Origin of the sequence: Micromonospora sp. NPDC093243, from assembly GCF_044753725.1 — a bacterium.
Lineage (GTDB): Bacteria > Actinomycetota > Actinomycetes > Mycobacteriales > Micromonosporaceae > Micromonospora.
Genome location: NZ_JBIVNT010000002.1, coordinates 987,344 through 1,003,928, shown reverse-complemented (window position 1 = coordinate 1,003,928; position 16,585 = coordinate 987,344). Strand labels below are relative to the sequence as shown.

General features: G+C 74.4%; 11 protein-coding genes. 3 read left to right on the top strand and 8 right to left on the bottom strand.

Annotated elements, in window-relative coordinates; translation table 11 throughout:
* Positions 1-90 precede the first annotated feature (90 nt).
* Positions 91-4,992 carry an SCO7613 C-terminal domain-containing membrane protein gene (locus ACIP9D_RS09525; RefSeq protein WP_350867197.1) on the top strand — a complete coding sequence of 1,634 codons (4,902 nt, stop codon included), beginning with the start codon at positions 91-93 and terminating at the stop codon, positions 4,990-4,992.
* 150 nt (positions 4,993-5,142) lie between these two features.
* On the opposite strand, the gene purE is transcribed toward ACIP9D_RS09525, so the two are convergent.
* From purE to mca, 6 genes are all read right to left on the bottom strand, one after another.
* Positions 5,143-5,634: a 5-(carboxyamino)imidazole ribonucleotide mutase gene (purE, locus tag ACIP9D_RS09520; protein ID WP_350867200.1), complete on the bottom strand. Its 492-nt coding sequence runs from the start codon at positions 5,632-5,634 to the stop codon at positions 5,143-5,145.
* A gap of 53 nt (positions 5,635-5,687) precedes the next feature.
* A complete protein-coding gene (locus ACIP9D_RS09515; RefSeq protein ID WP_350867203.1) occupies positions 5,688-6,860 on the bottom strand; it encodes a 5-(carboxyamino)imidazole ribonucleotide synthase in 1,173 nt (390 codons plus the stop codon).
* Between the two features lie 37 nt (positions 6,861-6,897).
* A complete protein-coding gene (locus ACIP9D_RS09510) occupies positions 6,898-8,940 on the bottom strand; it encodes a thioredoxin domain-containing protein (RefSeq protein ID WP_350867205.1) in 2,043 nt (680 codons plus the stop codon).
* Positions 8,941-9,077: 137 nt separating this feature from the next.
* Entirely contained in the window at positions 9,078-11,609 is a 2,532-nt protein-coding gene (locus tag ACIP9D_RS09505) for a putative bifunctional diguanylate cyclase/phosphodiesterase (RefSeq protein WP_400449594.1), read from the bottom strand.
* 179 nt (positions 11,610-11,788) lie between these two features.
* Positions 11,789-12,082, bottom strand: a complete 294-nt coding sequence (locus ACIP9D_RS09500) for a hypothetical protein (protein WP_350867207.1) — start codon at positions 12,080-12,082, stop codon at positions 11,789-11,791.
* 48 nt (positions 12,083-12,130) lie between these two features.
* Positions 12,131-13,012: a mycothiol conjugate amidase Mca gene (mca, locus tag ACIP9D_RS09495; RefSeq protein WP_350867209.1), complete on the bottom strand. Its 882-nt coding sequence runs from the start codon at positions 13,010-13,012 to the stop codon at positions 12,131-12,133.
* 208 nt (positions 13,013-13,220) lie between these two features.
* Between mca and ACIP9D_RS09490 the strand changes: the two genes are divergently transcribed.
* Positions 13,221-13,658, top strand: coding sequence for a DUF4307 domain-containing protein (locus ACIP9D_RS09490; RefSeq protein WP_350867211.1), 438 nt, complete (start codon positions 13,221-13,223; stop codon positions 13,656-13,658).
* Between the two features lie 189 nt (positions 13,659-13,847).
* The gene (gene greA / locus ACIP9D_RS09485; RefSeq protein WP_350867213.1) at positions 13,848-14,345 is read left to right on the top strand and encodes a transcription elongation factor GreA; all 498 of its coding nucleotides are present in this window, start codon (positions 13,848-13,850) and stop codon (positions 14,343-14,345) included.
* 67 nt (positions 14,346-14,412) lie between these two features.
* On the opposite strand, the gene ilvA is transcribed toward greA, so the two are convergent.
* On the bottom strand, positions 14,413-15,627 hold the full coding sequence (gene ilvA, locus ACIP9D_RS09480) for a threonine ammonia-lyase (RefSeq protein WP_350867214.1): 1,215 nt from the start codon (positions 15,625-15,627) through the stop codon (positions 14,413-14,415).
* A complete protein-coding gene (locus ACIP9D_RS09475; RefSeq protein ID WP_350867216.1) occupies positions 15,624-16,580 on the bottom strand; it encodes a DUF4328 domain-containing protein in 957 nt (318 codons plus the stop codon). Before ACIP9D_RS09475 ends, ilvA begins: the two co-directional genes overlap by 4 nt.
* Positions 16,581-16,585 lie beyond the last annotated feature (5 nt).

The following is a 16,585-nucleotide window of genomic DNA, read 5'->3' as shown; positions in this document are numbered from 1 at the left end:
TGTCCCGGACCCGCCGACAACTGTCGAAAATCGCGCCAGCTTTGGGCATGCTGCGACAGTGGGAGTCCACAGTGCGGGCGGAGGGGTGTCGTGGCGACCTTTCAGTGCTCCTCGTGCGGTCGGGAGATCAAGCCGGCCGTCCGCTGCCCGCACTGCGGCGCCGAACAGCCACAGTGGGTAGAACATCTGGCGGACATCGAGCGGTCCATCGCGGAGATGAAGGCGCGCGACGCCGCCATCGCCCGTGAACAGCGGCAGATCGCCGCCAAGATGCAGGCCGCGCTCTTCCAGCGGGACATCCTCTCGCACGCCGGCGAGGAGCGGGTGAAGCAGGCCACCCGGCCGCGCCGGGTGCTGCGTAAGCGGCCCGGTCGCCGCCCACCCACCGCCGCCACCGGCGCCCCGCCCCGGGTGCCCCGGCAGGGCACCCCGCCCGGGCCGGGCGAGCCGCCCCCGCCGCCCCCCACCTGGCTGGACGCGGACGATCCCGAGCACCCGCCGGAGGCGTCCTCCCGGGAGGTGCAGAACATTCCGCTCGGGCTGGGCGCGCTGCTGCTCGGCGTGGCCGCGGTGGTCTTCGCCGCGGTGGCCACCAGTTCGATGGACGCGCTGGCCCGGCTCGCCATCCTGGTCGTCGCGACGGTGCTGCTGCTGCTCGCCCCGCCGGTGCTGGCCCGGCGCGGACTGACCTCCACCGCCGAGACGATCGCCGCGGTCGGCCTGCTGCTGGTGCCGCTCGCCGGGTACGCGCTCTGGGCGGTGGACCGGATCGGCAACGGCGGCGCCTCGGGCGCGGTCTTCACCGGCGTGATCTTCGCGGCCACCGCCGCGGTGTCGGTCGGCTACGCCGGCTGGACAGGGCTACGGACTCCGCGGTTCGCCACCGTGCTCGCCGCGCAGCCGGTGGTGCCGCTGCTGGCGTACGACCGGATCACCGGGCCCGGCGGCTGGGCCCTGGCGCTGACCGTGGTCGCCCTGCTCGACCTCTGGCTGGTGCGCTCCGGCGTGGTGATCGAGCGGCCCGTCCGCCGAGACCTTTCCGAGCCGCCGGCGGCCACCACCCCCGGGGCCGCGCCCCGGCAACGGAGCGCCGACAGCCGCCCCGAGGGCGCGCCGGAGGAGGACGCCGAGGTGGTCGCGCCGGTGGCGCCGACCCCGGCCGACCAGCCCGCGCGTCCGGTCCCCGGGCTGCGCGAGCTGACCTGGCTGCTGCACGGGATCGCGGTCGCGGTCGCCCTGGCGTACGCGGTGACCGCCCTGCTCCGGGCGAGCACGGTGCCGACCGCCACCGGCGCGGGACTGGTGCTGCTGCTCGCGGCCGCCGTCGCGCTGGCCGGCACGCTGGCGCTGCGCCGCCCGCCGCTGCCCGACGTCGGCGCCGGCATCCTGACCCTGGCCGTCATCGGCGCGCTGAGCCGCATCGCCTCGGTGGCGTTGCCCGGGCGGGCGCTGCTGCTCATCGCCGCGGTCATCGCGGTCACCGGGCTCGCCGTCCGGGCCGTCCCGGAGGCCGCCCGGCGCGGGCCGCAGCTCGCGTCGGCGGTGGCGCTGACGGTGAGCGGGCTTGTCGTCGCCGGGGGCGCGCTGCGCGCCGGCGTCGCCCCGGTGCGGGCCGCGCTGCCCGCCTGGGCGAGTGACCTCGACCGCTACCCCGCCGAACTGGCCGCCGCGGTGGGTCCGGCCGCCTGGCAGCTCGCCGCGAGCGCCTTCCTGCTCACCGTCGCGGCGGTGCTGGCCCTGCCGCCGGACATCCGCCGCGAGTTCGCGGTGGCCGGGGCGGCGTTGACCGCGCTGGCCGTACCGGCCTCGTTCAATCTCGGCTGGGCGGTGGCGCCGTGGCCGATGGTGCTGGCCGCGGTCGGCATCGGGGTGGCCGGTCTCTCCGCCCGGACCACCCGGGCCGCCCTGGCGCACGCGATCGGCGCGGCAGGGGTGGGCCTGTTCGGCGCGGGCGCGGGGCTGGCCCGGCCGGCGCTCACCGCCGCCGTCCTGCTGGTGCTCTTCGCGGCCGGGGTCCTGGTGGCGGTTGCGCCCCGGGTCCGGATCGCCCCGGCGTCGGCCGACGTCGTCTCCGCCTGGGCCGCCGGTGGCGCCGCGTTCGCGCTGCCCGGGGCGGTGGCCGCGTTCGTCGCCGCGACGGTGCCCACCGACTCGACGCCCACCCCGGCGAGCCTGCGCGAGGTGACCATTCCGGTGCTGGCCGCCGCCTTCCTGGCGGTCTGCGTGACGCTCGGCTACGCCGCGATCGTGCAGGTCTCCCAGCGGCACATCCCGGCGCCGCTGGCGGTCGGCACCGGGCTCGGCGCGCTGGTGGTGACCGCCGCCGCGTTCGGCGCCCCCGGGGCGACCGTGGCCGACGCCTGGGTCGCCGCGCTGCTGCTGGTTGCCGCGGTGCTGCTCTTCCTGGCCCCGTCGATCGACGCCGGCCGCCGCTCGGACCTCACCCTGGACGGCTCGGATCTCGCCGCCGCCGCGGTGACCGCCGCGCTGATCGCCACGCTGCTGCGGATCGCCACCGTGCTCGCGCCGGGCGGGCAGTTGGCGGTCGCCGCCGGGCTGGTGCTGGTCGTGGCCGTGGCGGCCCGCGCCATGCCGGAGGAGTGGCGACGCGGGCCGATCCTCGGCCTCGCCGTGGGTGGCCTGCTGATCGGCCTGCTCGCGGGCTGGACCGCGCTGCGTGGCGGGGTCGGCGTGCTGGCCACCCCCGGCCCGATCTGGGCCGGTGACCTCACCGGCTGGCCGGCGGCGCCCACCGGCGGCTCGACCTGGCAGGCGCCGATCGCCCTGGCACTGCTCGCGGTCGCCGCCGGGATCCTGCTGCCGCCTCCGTGGCGCTACGACGTCTCCGGCGCGGCCGTGGTGCTCGCCACCATCGGGGCACCGGCCGCGTTCGAGCTGCCCTGGTGGTCACCGGTCCTGGTCGGCGGCATGGTCGCCACCGTCTTCGGGATGGCCGCGGTGGCCGCGATCGACCCGCGGGCCGCACTGTCCCGGGCCACGGTCGCCGGGGTGGTCGCTTTGCACGCGGCCGGGGCCGGCCTGGTCCGGCCGTGGACGACCGCGCTGGCGCTGGGCAGCATCGCGCTTATCGGCGTGGTGGTGGCCGCGCTCGCCCGCAACCTCGCCGAGCCGCTGGTGGAGGAGATCGAGACCGAGGGCATGCCGCCGCACCTGGTGCAGATCGGCGGGGCCGCGGCCGGGGCCGCGCTGCTCGCCCTCCCCGGTGCGGTCGCCGCGCTCGCCGCCGAGTTCGGCCACTCGGCGCAGGTGGTCCTGACCGGCGCGCTCGCCGCGTCCAGCCTCGGGTTGGCCGCGGTGGCCGCGGTCCGCCGGCACGTGCCGCAGTATCTGCCGTGGGCCAGCGTGGCGGTGGCCGGCGGCGCCACGGTCAGCGCGCTGGCCGCCTTCCCCACCGGCCTCGCCGTCGGCGTCTACGCGGCCGCCGCGGCCCTGCTCGGCGTGCTGGCCGAGCTGGTCCGCGGGGCGACCGTCCCGCCGGCCGGGTCGGCCCAGCCGGTGCGGCGCTGGTCGGTGCTGCTCAACGGGGCGTTGCGCCGGCTGCCGGACGACCCGGAGCGGCGCCGCTGGCGGGTCAGCCCGGCTGCCGGGGCGCTGGCCGCGGCGGCGCTGCCGACCGCCCTGGCGCTCGCCTCGATCGCGCAGGCCCTGGAGGTCGCGCTGGTCGAACCGCATCGGACGCTGGCCCGGATCTGGCAGGGGCCACCTCCGGAGCTGCTCACCCCGCCGCCCGGCGCGGTCGACCCGACCCACGTGCTGACCGCGCTGCTGCTGACCGTGACCGCGGCGCTGGCCGCCACCGGCTTCAGCGGCGGGCGGCGCTCCCGGGCGGTGCCCGTGGTGCTGCCCGGCGCGGCGGTCACCCTGCTGATCACCCCGATCGCGTTGGGCAGTGGCTGGCCGGCCAGCGTGCTCGCCGCGCTCTCGGTCTTCACCATCTCGATGCTGGGACTGGCGCTGACCCCGCCGCCCCCGCTGGTCGAACCGGCCCGGTCACTGCGGCTGGCCCGGGTCCTGGTCTTCGCCATCGGTCTGGCCGCCGGGGGCGCCGGACTCGCCGGCAGCCTGGCCACCCGGGAGTTGACCCTCTTCACCCTCGGCGGCGCGGTCGGCGTGGGCGCGGTGGCGGCGTTCTTCGGCACCACCCAGCGGGCCCGCATCCTGGGCTGGCTCTTCGCCTCGCTGATGGCGCAGCTCTTCGTGCTCACCGCCGGCCTGGTCGCCGGGCTGGCGGCGGTCTGGTCCGCCTTCGGGGTGCTCGCGGTCGGCGCGGCGTTGCAGGTCTTCGCCGCGACGCTGCCCCGACTCCGCCGTCCGGAGGCCCAGCGCGAGGCCGCGACCGTGGAGTGGAGCGGATACGCCGCCGCGCTGATCGCGCTGGCGCTCGCCTTCGACTCACCCCGGCACATCGCCGCCCTGCTGGCCGCCTGGGGCGCCGTGCTGGGCATCGCCGCGGCCCGGCCGGGTCGTCGCCCGGTGGAGCGGCGGATCCTCTTCTGGTCCGTGGTGGTCTGCGAGATCACCGCCTGGTGGATCCTGATGCGGGTCGCCGACGTGGCGCTGCCCGAGGCGTACACCCTGCCGTTCGCCGCGCTGGCCCTGCTGGTCGGCGTGCTGGAGCTGCGTCACCGGCCGGACATGAGCAGTTGGGTGGCGTACGGTCCGGCGCTGGTCGCCGCCTTCCTGCCGACCCTGGCGATCGTGCTGGCCAGCGAGTCCAGCACCCTACGGCAGGTGCTGCTGCTGCTCGGCGGGGTCGCCGTGCTCGTCTTCGGCTCGTCGAGCCGGCAGCAGGCGCCGGTGATCGTCGGGGCCACGGTCACCGCGATCACCGCCATCCACGCCCTGTTCGCCTTCGGACCGTGGCTGGCGCTGATCCCGGTCGGCATTCTGCTGCTGATCCTCGGCGCGAGCAACGAGCGCCGCCGCCGCGCCCAGGAGCGCCTGCAGACCGCGCTGCGGGGCATGCGATGAATCGGAGGGTCACGGCGGGCAGCGTCGGGCGGGGGCAGAGCATGCCGGGTTCCTGCATGGGGCGGCCGGGCAGAGCGTGCCGGTTCGTGCGTCGGCCACGACGCGTCGGCCCTGGGCCGGCAGCCAGGCGGTGACCTGCGGGCGGCTGCCTCAGGCGAGGGTGGCGCGCAGCTTGGCGTCCTTCTCGGCGACCATCTGCTCCAGGCCCTCCTGGTAGGCGGCCATCCGGGCGCGCAGCTCGGTGTCGGCCGCCCCGAGGATCCGGACGGCGAGCAGGCCGGCGTTGCGGGCGTTGCCGATCGACACGGTGGCGACCGGGATCCCCGCTGGCATCTGCACGATGGAGAGCAGCGAGTCCATCCCGTCCAGGTGCTTGAGCGGCACCGGCACGCCGATCACCGGCAACGGGGTGACCGAGGCGACCATGCCGGGCAGGTGGGCGGCGCCGCCGGCCCCCGCGATGATCACCTTGAGGCCGCGGTCGGCGGCGGCGCGGCCGTACTCGATCATCTTGACCGGGGTGCGGTGCGCGGAGACCACGCCGACCTCGTAGGGCACCCCGAACTCGTCGAGGATCTCGGCCGCGGCCTTCATGGTCGGCCAGTCCGAGTCGCTGCCCATGATCAACCCGACGACCGTCACGCTCGACTGCCTTTCGTTCCCGACCGCGGGGCTCGCAAGCTCGCTCCTCGCGCTCACTCGTGTCCCTCGCGAAGCCAGCGTGCCGCCCGCGCGGCCCGCGCCCGTACGTCGTCCAGGTCGTCGCCGAGCACCGTGACGTGCCCGATCTTGCGGCCCGGGCGGACCTGCTTGCCGTAGAGGTGCACCTTCGCGCCCGGCTCCGCCGCGAAGAGGTGGTGCAGCCGCTCGTCGACGGAGATCCCGCCGGGCTCGCCACCCAGCACGTTCGCCATCACCACGACCGGCGCGGCGAGCGAGGTGTCCCCCATCGGGTAGTCGAGCACCGCCCGCAGGTGCTGCTCGAACTGCGACGTACGCGCGCCCTCGATGGTCCAGTGCCCCGAGTTGTGCGGCCGCATCGCCAGCTCGTTGACCACGATCCGGCTGCCGTCCGGCCCCGCCACCTCGAACAGCTCGACCGCCAGCAGGCCCACCACGCCGAGCGAGGTCGCCAGGTCGATGGCGAGCTGCTGGGCGGCGAGCGCCAGCTCCTCCGGCAGATCCGGGGCCGGGGCGAGCACCTCGACGCAGATGCCGTCGGCCTGCACGGTCTCCACCACCGGGTAGGCGGCGACCTGACCGAACGGCGAGCGGGCCACCTGCACGGCCAACTCCCGGCGCAGCGGCACCCGCTCCTCGACGATCAGCTCGGTGCCACCGGCGAGCAGCGTGCCGGCCAGCTCGGCAGCGTGCGCCGCGTCGGTCACCATCCAGACGCCACGCCCGTCGTAGCCGCCACGGGCCGCCTTGAGCACCACCGGCCAGCCCACCTCGGTGCCGAAGGTGACCAGGTCGTCCGGCGCGCCGACCGGCCGCCAGGCCGGCACCGGGGCGCCCAGCTCGGTCAGCCGCTCCCGCATCGCGCGCTTGTCCTGCGCGTACCGCAGCGCGTCCGCCGGCGGATAGAGCGTGACCCCCTCGGCGGCGAGCGTGCGGACGTGCTCGTTCGGCACGTGCTCGTGGTCGAAGGTGACCACGTCGCAGCCCTTGGCGAAGGTGCGCAGCGCGGCGAGATCGGTGTGATCGCCGTACTGGACGTCGGCGGCGACCAGCGCGGCGCCGTCGTCGGGGGCCAGCGCGAGAACGCGCAGCGACTGGCCGAGGGCGATCGAGGCCTGGTGGGTCATCCGGGCCAGCTGGCCACCACCCACCATGCCGACAACTGGCAGACCGGTACGGGAATCCATAGCGGCGCCAGCCTATCGGGGCCCGGCGCCGCCGCCGCTACCGGCCGGCGAGCTGCCCGACCAGGTCAGCCACCTCGGTGACCGGCCGCTCGCAGACGAACCCCCGGCAGGCGTACGCGGTGGACCGCCCGTCGACCATCGGCCGGTCGGCGAGCAGCGGAACCCCGGGCTGGTCGGGCCGGCCCGCCACGATCACCGCCCCCGGCGGGGCGTGCCGATGCGCGGCCGCGATCAGTGGGTCGCCCACCGGCTGGTCGGTGACCACGGCGATCTCGTAGGGCCCGGAGAGCAGCGCCTCCCCGACGGCCGCCGAGTACCCGGTGAACCGGGCGTGCCGGCCGACGATCGGCGCCACGGTGGCCAGCGCGGCCTCCGCCGCCTCCCGGTAGCGGGTCTCGCCGGTCAACGCCGTGTACGCCACCAGCGCCGCGACGATCGCCGACCGGCCGGCGGGGGTGGCGTTGTCGGTCGGGTCGGCCGGCCGGGTGACCAGCCGCTCGGCGTCGTCGGCGGTGTCGTAGAACCCGCCGTCCGGGGCAGCGAACCGCTCCAGCGCGACATCGAGCAACCGGCCCGCCAACTCCAGCCAGCGCCCCTCGCCGGTGAGCTGGTGCATCGCGCAGAACGCCTCGGCCACGCAGCCGTAGTCCTCCAGCACCCCGGCGGGCGCGCCGACCACGCCGGCCCGGGAGACCCGGCGCAGCCGCCCGTCCACCAGGTGCACCTTGGCCAGGTGCTCGGCGGTGTCGCGCATCGCGCCGTCGGTGACGATGAGCACACCGTCCATCAGGTTCGCGTCCTCGTCGTCCGGGTTCGCGTAGGCGGCGGCGACCTGCTGAAAGTCGGCGATCGCGGTGATCGCCAGCCCGTTCCAGGCGGCCACCACCTTGTCGTCGCGGGCCGGCTGGGGCCGGGTGTCCCGGGCGACCAGCAGCCGTCCCACCACCTGTTGCCAGCGCTGCCGCACCGCCGGGTCGGCGTCGTCGACGTCCCGGGCCAGCCGCAGCACGCTGCTGCCGTGCTCGAAGGTCCCCTCGGCGGTGACTGCGAACAGGTCGGCGGCCCACCGACCGTCCTCCTCGCCCAGCACCTCGACGAGCTGCTGCGGAGTCCAGACGTAGGTGAGGCCTTCGACGCCGGCGGTGTCCGCGTCCAGCGCGGAGGCGAAACCCTCGCCGGCCCGATGCAGCTCGTCGGCGAGGAACCGAGCGGTGTCCCGGGCCACCCGTCGGGCGAGCGGGTCGCCGGTGAGCCGCCAGAGCTGGGTGTACGTCCGCAGCAGCAGCGCGTTGTCGTAGAGCATCTTCTCGAAGTGCGGCACGGTCCAGTGCCCGTCGACCGAGTAGCGGGCGAAGCCGCCGGCGAGCTGGTCGTAGATGCCGCCGCGGGCCATCGCCTCGCAGGTGTGCCGGACGATCTCCAGGCTCCGGGCCGATCCGGTGCGCTGGTGGTGCCGGAGCAGGAAGAGCAGGTTCATGTGCGGCGGGAACTTCGGCGCGCCGCCGAAGCCGCCGTTCGTCTCGTCGTACTCCTGGGCGAGCTGCGCGGCGGCGGCATCGAGCAGCGTCCCCTCCAGCGGTGCGGTGGGCCCGCCCACGGCCTGGGCCCCGCCGATCGCCTCGACCACGGCGGCGCCCTGCCGGAGCACGGCTTCACGCTGCTCGCGCCAGGCGGTGGCCACCGACTGCAGCAGCTGGCGGAAGTTGTCGCGGGGGAAGTAGGTGCCGCAGAAGAACGGGGTGCCGTCCGGGGTGGCGAAGACCGTCATCGGCCAGCCGCCCTGGCCGGTCATCGCCTGGGTGGCGGTCATGTAGACCGCGTCGACGTCCGGCCGCTCCTCCCGGTCCACTTTGATCGACACGAAGTCGCCGTTCATCAGCGCGGCCACCGACTCGTTCTCGAACGACTCGTGCGCCATCACGTGGCACCAGTGGCACGCGGCGTAGCCGACCGAGATGATCACGGGTACGTCCCGGCGGCGCGCCTCGGCGAAGGCCTCCTCGCACCACGGCCACCAGTCGACCGGGTTCTCCGCGTGCTGAAGCAGGTAGGGCGAGGTCGCGTCGGCGAGTCGATTCACCCAACGACCCTATCCACCCGCCGCCGCCCCCGCCCGACTCCGACCCCAAGACGGGTTGATCATGAAGTTGTTGCCCGGACACGCCGGGGCGGCCGGCAATAACTTCATGATCAACCCCGGCCAGCGGGGGCGGGGGGTTAGGAGGCGCCGTCGGCGCGGAGAGGGAAGACGTTGGGGCGGGCCTCGTCCAGGAGGGTGCCGAGCACCGCGCTGATCTTGTCGGCCGGCATCGGCTTGAAGAAGTGGTAGCCCTGGGCCGCGGTGCAGCCCAGCTCGGCCAGGGCGGAGCGCTGCTCGGCGGTCTCCACCCCCTCGGCCACCACCCGCAGCCCCAACTCGTGCGCCAGCCCGACGGTGGTCCGCACGATCGCCGCCGCCTCCGGAGAGTCGACCATGCGGATCACGAACGAACGGTCCACCTTCAACTCGTCCACCGCGATCCGGGTCAGGAACGTCAACGACGAGAAGCCGGTGCCGAAGTCGTCCACCGCGAGCTGCACACCCATCGAACGCAGCGTGGCCAGCACCTCGTCGATGACCTCCAGCTCGCTCATCACCACCGTCTCGGTGATCTCCAGGACCAGCCGCTGCGGGGGCACCTGGTGCCGGCGCAGCGCCTCGGCGATCTCGGTGGGCAGCCGCGGGTCGAGCAGGCTGCGCGCGGAGAGGTTGACCGAGATCGGCACCTCCAGCCCCTCGCGCGCCCAACCGGCGGCGACCGCGAGCGCCTTGTCCAGCACGTAGCGGGTGAAGGTGCCGAGCTGCTCGCTGTTCTCCACCGGCCGGATGAAGTCGACCGGGCTGAGCCAACCCCGGCGCGGGTGCCGCCAGCGGATCAGCGCCTCGACCCCGGTCGGCGCCCCGGTCGACAGGTCGACCGCCGGCTGCAGCGCCAGCACGAGCTGGTCCTCCACCTTCAGCGCCTCACGCAGCTCGGCCAGGAGCGCGAGCTGGTCGGTGCTGGCCGCATCCCGGGTGCTGTCGTACGCGGCGACGTTGCCGCCGCCCTCCTTGGCCTGGTACATCGCGATGTCGGCCCGGCGCAGCAGCTCGGTCAGGTCGGCGGTGCCGGCGTCGGCGACCACCACGCCGACGGAGACCTCGACGGACATCCGCACCCCGGCGACCTCGGTCGGCGTGGCGAGCCGCTCGGCGATCTCGCGGGCCTGGCGCAGCGCGTACGCCATCGGGGCCGTCCGGTCAGCGACCACCGGGACCGAGGTCAGCAGCAGCGCGAACTCGTCGCCGCCGAGGCGGCCGAGCAGGTCGCCGGTGCGGGCCAGCGCGCCCAGCCGGTTGGCGGTCAGCCGCAGCAGCTGGTCACCGGCGGCGTGCCCGAGCGTGTCGTTGACCTCCTTGAACTGGTCGATGTCGAGCAGCAGCAGGGCCACCGGGTGGTCGTGCGCGAGCTGGCGCAGCGCCTGGTCGCCCTTGCCGAGCATCGCCGCCCGGTTGACCAGCCCGGTGAGCGGATCGTGCACCGCCTCGTAGGACGAGCGGGCGGTGACCAGCCGCAGCTCGCGATGGGTCGCCGCGTCGTGCAGCGCGGCGGCGAGCGCGTCACCGTAGGCGGCCACCGCGTCCCGTTCCCGGCCACTGGGTGGCGCGGTGCGGGGGAAGCGGACCCGCAACCGACCGACCGGCACGGCACCGACGGCGAGCGGACGCACCAGCTCGTGTTCGTCCGGCTCCTCGGACCCGGGCTGGGCGATCTCCCGGTCGACCAGGCCACCGGCCGCGTCGCCCCGGTAGCGCCGCCAACGGCCGTCACCGCGGGCCACGTCCACGTCGACCAGTTCGGCGTCGAAGAGGGCCAGCGCCCCGGTGACCGCCGCGCTGGCCACACCCCGCTCGTCGAGCTGATTGAGCGCGGCGGTGGCGTCGGCGAACGCCCGCCAGGTCCGGCGCTCCTGATCGGCGCGGAGGCGGTGCCGGTAGGTCTGCTGGAGCAGCCAGAGCGGTGGAGGGAGCAGCAGCAGCCAACGCGGGTCGACCTCGAGCAGCGCCACCACGACCAGGCCGACAGCGACGTTGCCGACGAACATCAGCAGCTTGCCGCGCACCGCGGCGAACAGCGCCGGCCCGATCGGCACGCCGTGCCGCAGGCCGAGGGTGACCCCGCCCAGCCAGGCCGTGACGAGCAGGTAGGTCACCGACCCGGCGACCATGGCGGCGGCCAGCGTCGGGGTGGGCGCGGTGAGCAGCGGACGCCCCAGCGCGGTGGTGACCGACACGGCGACCGCGGACGCGGCGGCCAGTGACGCCGCGATCCGGACGACCTCCAGCGCCGGCCGCCGCTCCCCGAACGCCGAGAGCGCCGACCAGGCGAGCCCGGCGCCGAGCAGCGTGGCGGACGGGAGCCAGCCGGGCGGCACCAGATAGAGGCAGATGATCAGGGCGGCCTCGCCCCAGGTGATGCTCACCATGCCGCCCGCGGCGCGGAACCGCAGCCGGAACAGCTGGGCCACGGCGAGCACGGCCACGGCCATGCCGTAGCGCGCCGGGGCGGGAATCGGGTCGTCGGCGGGGAGGCGGTGCGGCAGGCTCAGCCCGACCACGGCGGCCACGAGGGCGGTCAGGGTGACCGCGGCGGTGAGCACCAGCACCCGTGGTGGAGTCTCACGCAATCCGAGCCGGTCGACCTGCTCGCCGGCCCTGCCGGAGGTCACCGACCCGCCCCGTGGACGGGCCGATCGAGCGTACGGCGGGCGGCCGTTGCTGTGACAGTCATCGGCACCCCCTTCCGCGCACGGCTCGGGGACTTTTGGTCCCCCCGGCGGAAGGCTAAGCCAAACCCGGTGGTCGCAACAGGGGTCGACGACCGGGTTGGGCGTGATTCATGCGCCGACTACCCGTTCCGGCGCTGCTGACGGCCCATGGGAGCGTCCGAGGATGAATCCGGTCCCCCGGTCCCGTCTGTCGGATCGGCGACTTCCGCGTCGGTCCGCCCCGACTCGACCGGTCGACCCTGCTGGGGGAAGCGGTCGGGCAGCCGGCGCAGCCGTGCGTTCATGTTGCGGATCAGCAGGACGGTGGCGGCGCCCAGCACCAGGATGAGGAAGAGACCCATCGGCCCGGCCAGGCCGCCCGTGCGGGTGTCCCCGAAGTTGTTCTCCGCGAGCACCTGGGCAGCGGTCAACATGGCGTTCCTCCGATGTGCGACTGGTGACCAGCGTAGCGCCGCGCTGACTCAGCGGGCATGCGCCGTCTCCCGCACCCCGGCGAAGAGGTCCGACTCGGGCATCGGGCTGTCGACCATCGAGCGCACCAGCTCGAAGTCTTCGGTCGGCCAGGCGCGCTTCTGCAGCTCCATCGGCACGTGGAACCAGAAGCCGTCCGGGTCGACCTGGGTGGCGTGGGCGCGCAGCGCGTCGTCGCGGACCGGGAAGTATTCCGCGCACTCGACCCGGGTGGTGATCCGCGGGCCCTTGTCGGGCCGCTCCTCCCAGCGCTTGAGCCACTCCTCGTAGGGCGACTCGAGACCGGCGGCGAGCATCGCCTCGTGCAGCGCCATGATCTTGGCCTTGGAGAAGCCGATGTCGTAGTAGAGCTTGAGCGGCTGCCAGGGCTCACCCAGCTCGGGGTAGCGCTCCGGGTCGCCGGCGGCCTCGAAGGCGGCCATCGTCACCTTGTGGCACATGATGTGGTCGGGGTGGGGGTAGCCACCCTCCTCGTCGTACGTGGTGACCACGTGCGGACGGAACTCGCGCATCAGCCGCACCAGCGGGCGGGCGGCCACCTCGACGTCCTGGAGGGCGAAGCACCCCTCGGGCAGCGGCGGCAGCGGGTCTCCCTCGGGCAGCCCGGAGTCGACGAAACCGAGCCAGGCCTGCTCGACACCGAGGATCGCCCGGGCGGCGTCCATCTCGGCGCGGCGGATCTCGCCGATGTTGGCCCAGACGTCCGGCCGGTCGAGCTTCGGGTTGAGCACGCTGCCGCGCTCACCCCCGGTGCACGTGGCGACCAGGACGTCCACCCCCTCGGCGACGTATTTCGCCATGGTCGCGGCGCCCTTGCTGGACTCGTCGTCCGGGTGCGCGTGGACGGCCATGAGACGCAACTGCTCTGCCAACGTCGGCACTCCTCGTCTGGGTCGACCGGTGGGCCCGGGGCCGAGCCGGCGGACCTGCCGTGATCCTTCCCTGCCGGCGGCCCGCGGGGACGCCGGCCGGTCGACACCCGTGGTCGACCTGCCATGCTTTACCGAGAGCCGGGCTGGAAGAATGGACACTGCCATTCTTGCCGATGCCACCGACAACAACGCCAGGAGATACCCGCCGGTGAGCGAGACGCACGCCACAATCGCACCGGGAGCGCCGGTCTTTCCGCCGGGGCGCTACGGCCGTCGCCGGGAGCCCGGTGGCCGCCGCCGCGTCCTGCTGGCCACGGTGGCCCTGCTCGTGCTGGTGTCCGTGCTGAGCCTGATCTCGGTCCGGCTCTACCGGCAGTACGGTGACCCGAACTACGACGCACAGGTCATCACGTACACGGACATCACCGACAACCAGCTACGACTCGACTTCCGGGTGACCGTGCCGGCCGGCGGGTCGACGGTCTGTCTGCTGCGCGCCCGGGACCGGGACGGCGCCGAGGTGGCCCGGGAGCAGATCACCGTCACCGCGCCCCCGGGACAGCGGCACGTGACCACCAGCCACCTGCTGGCGACCACCGGGCGGGCGTTCATCGGCGAGGTGCTGCGCTGCCGCCCGACCGGCTGAGCGACCCGGCGTTCAGCGATCGGGCCCGCCCCGACGGCGGGACGATCGGCTGACGGAAGTCGGTCGACACCCTGACAAAGCGTGCCGGACGATGGCACCAGGGGTGATCGACGCCACCTCTTGTCGTACCTCACTGGTAATTTGGTAGTTCACCTGTCAGCCAGCCACGCACAACTGAGGAGACCGCCTGTGTCCACTGGCAACGAGGCGCCCGCCACCTGGCTGTCCCAGGACGCTTACGACCGACTCCAGGGCGAGCTGGACGAGCTGATCGCCAACCGGCCGGTCATCGCCGCCGAGATCAACGCTCGGCGCGAGGAGGGCGACCTGCGGGAGAACGGTGGCTACCACGCCGCCCGCGAGGAGCAGGGCAAGGCCGAGGGGCGGATCCGCTACCTCCAGGAGCTGCTGCGCACCGCCAAGGTCGGCGGGGCTCCGTCGGCCGACGCGGTCTCGCCCGGCATGGTCGTGACGATCTACTTCGACGACGACAAGGACGACACCGAGACGTTCCTGCTCGGTTCCCGCGAGATCGCGTCGACCACCGACCTGACCGTCTACAGCCCCGAGTCGGCGCTGGGCAAGGCCATCCTGGGTGGCCGGGCCGGGCAGACCTGCACCTACACGGCGCCGAGCGGCGCCGACATCAAGGTGACCGTGGTCAGCTTCGAGCCGTTCTCCGGCTGAGCCGGCGGCCGGGGCCCGCGCCCCGGCCCACCGCAGCATCCCCGGGCGAGGCGTGACACCGTCGGTGTCACGCCTCGCCCGCAAAGACCACCTGGTAGCCGCTCGCCCGCAGGGCGCTGATCAGCGTGTCCGAGTGCTGCACGCCCCGGGTCTCCACCGACAGCGCCACCTCCACCTCGCCGAGGTGCAGGTTGGCCCGCTGGTGCTCCACGTCCACCACGTTCGCCCGGTGCTCGGCGATCTCGCCGAGCAGCGAGGCGAGCTGGCCCGGGCGGTCCGAGCAGCGCACCGTGAGCCGCAGGTAACGGCCGGCGGCGGCGAGCCCGTGCTCGATCACCCGCAGCAACAGCAGCGGGTCGATGTTCCCGCCGGAGAGCACCGCGACCACCGGGGCCTCCACCTGCACCGACCCGGCCAGCAGCGCGGCGACGCCGACCGCGCCCGCCGGCTCCACCACCTGCTTGCTCCGCTCCAGCAGCATCAGCAGCGCCCGGGAGATGTCCTCCTCCGACACGGTCACCACCTCGTCCACCAGCTTGCGCACGTGGCTGAAGGTGAGATCGCCGGGCCGACCGACCGCGATGCCGTCGGCGATGGTGCTGAACGCCGGCAGCCGCACCGGCTCGCCGGCGAGCAGTGAGGGCGGGTACGCCGCCGCGCCGGCCGCCTGGACCCCGATCACCCGGACGTCCGGGCGCAGCGCCTTGGCGGCCACCGCGATCCCGGAGACCAGCCCACCGCCGCCCACCCCGGTGACGATCGTCCTCACGTCCGGGCACTGTTCGAGGATCTCCAGGGCGACCGTGCCCTGCCCGGCGATCACATCCGGGTGGTCGAACGGGTGGATCAGCACCGCCCCGGTCCGCTCGGCGAAGGTCTGCGCCGCGACCAGCGACTCGTCGACCGTGGCACCGACCAGCTCGATCTGCGCGCCGTACCCCTTGGTGGCGGCCACCTTCGGCAGCGGCGCACCCACCGGCATGAAGACCGTGGCGTGCGTACCGACCAGGCCGGCGGCGAGGGCCACCCCCTGGGCGTGGTTGCCGGCGCTCGCCGCCACCACGCCCCGGGCCCGCTCCTCCGCCGACAGCCGGGAGATCCGCACGTACGCGCCACGCACCTTGTACGAGCCGGCGCGCTGGACGTTCTCGCACTTGAGCCAGGTGGGCCCGCCGAGCACCGCGCTGAGCGGCCGGGAGGGCTCCAGCGGGGTGGTCCGGGTGACGCCGGCGAGCAGTTCCCGCGCGGCCTGTACGTCGGCGAGACCGACCAGTTCGTTCATGCCCCGATCGTGCCACCCGACGCCGGCGGGGCCGGCGGGGACACCGGCGTCGCACCGGCCTGCACCTGCGGCGACGGCGCCGTCACCGGCTGCGGATGGGCGGGCATCCCGGGCGTGCCCGGCGGCAGTTGCATCCCCGGGACGATCGACCAGGCGGGGGCTGCGCGGGCGATGCGGTCCTGCTGGGCGGCCGAGATCCGCTGGACCAGCACGATGAATGCGACCGCGGCGACCAGGCAGGCCAGCGCGGGGACCAGGTGCCGGCCGACCATCTGCTGGTAGTGGTCGACGTACGCCTGGAAGTCGGCGTCGGTGGAGGGCGACTCCGGCAACCGGACGGCCGCCACCTCGTCCTTCATGTCGACCACCCGCTCCCCGACGCTGAAGACCAGCCAGGCGATCCACCAGAGCGCGACCAGTCCACCGGTGCCGTGCCGGAGGCTGTCCCGGGCGATGTTGGCCACCACCCGGGCCGGCACCACGAAGTTGACGAAGGGCACCAGCCACCCGGCGATCGCCCAGCCGGCGCCCATCGAGGGCAGCGCGCCCGGGAAGACGTCGGTGTTCTTGCGCGCCCGCCACGTCCAGATGACGACCAGCACCGCCGCGGTCACGTAGGCCAGCAGGAAGGGCACGCTCAGCGCCAGCTCGACGATCATCGCGCCGAGCAGCTTGTCGGCATCCCGGTCGGCCGCGGCCTGCTGGACGAGCGCCTGCCCGTAGATCGGAAAGAGCTCCGCCAGGAGGAAGAACAGCGTGGTCACGCCGACCGCGATCGAGGCGGCCAAGCCGATGCCACGCACCCCGTACGTCGGAAGCCCCGGCGTCACGGCCGGCTGGCCGATCGGCGTACGGCAGGTCTGGCACTCGTTGAAGCTCGGGGACGTGGCGTCCCCGCAGGTCTGGCACTGCATGGTGACCGTCCAGGGTGCGGCGCGTGGGTGCGCGCGCACACGCT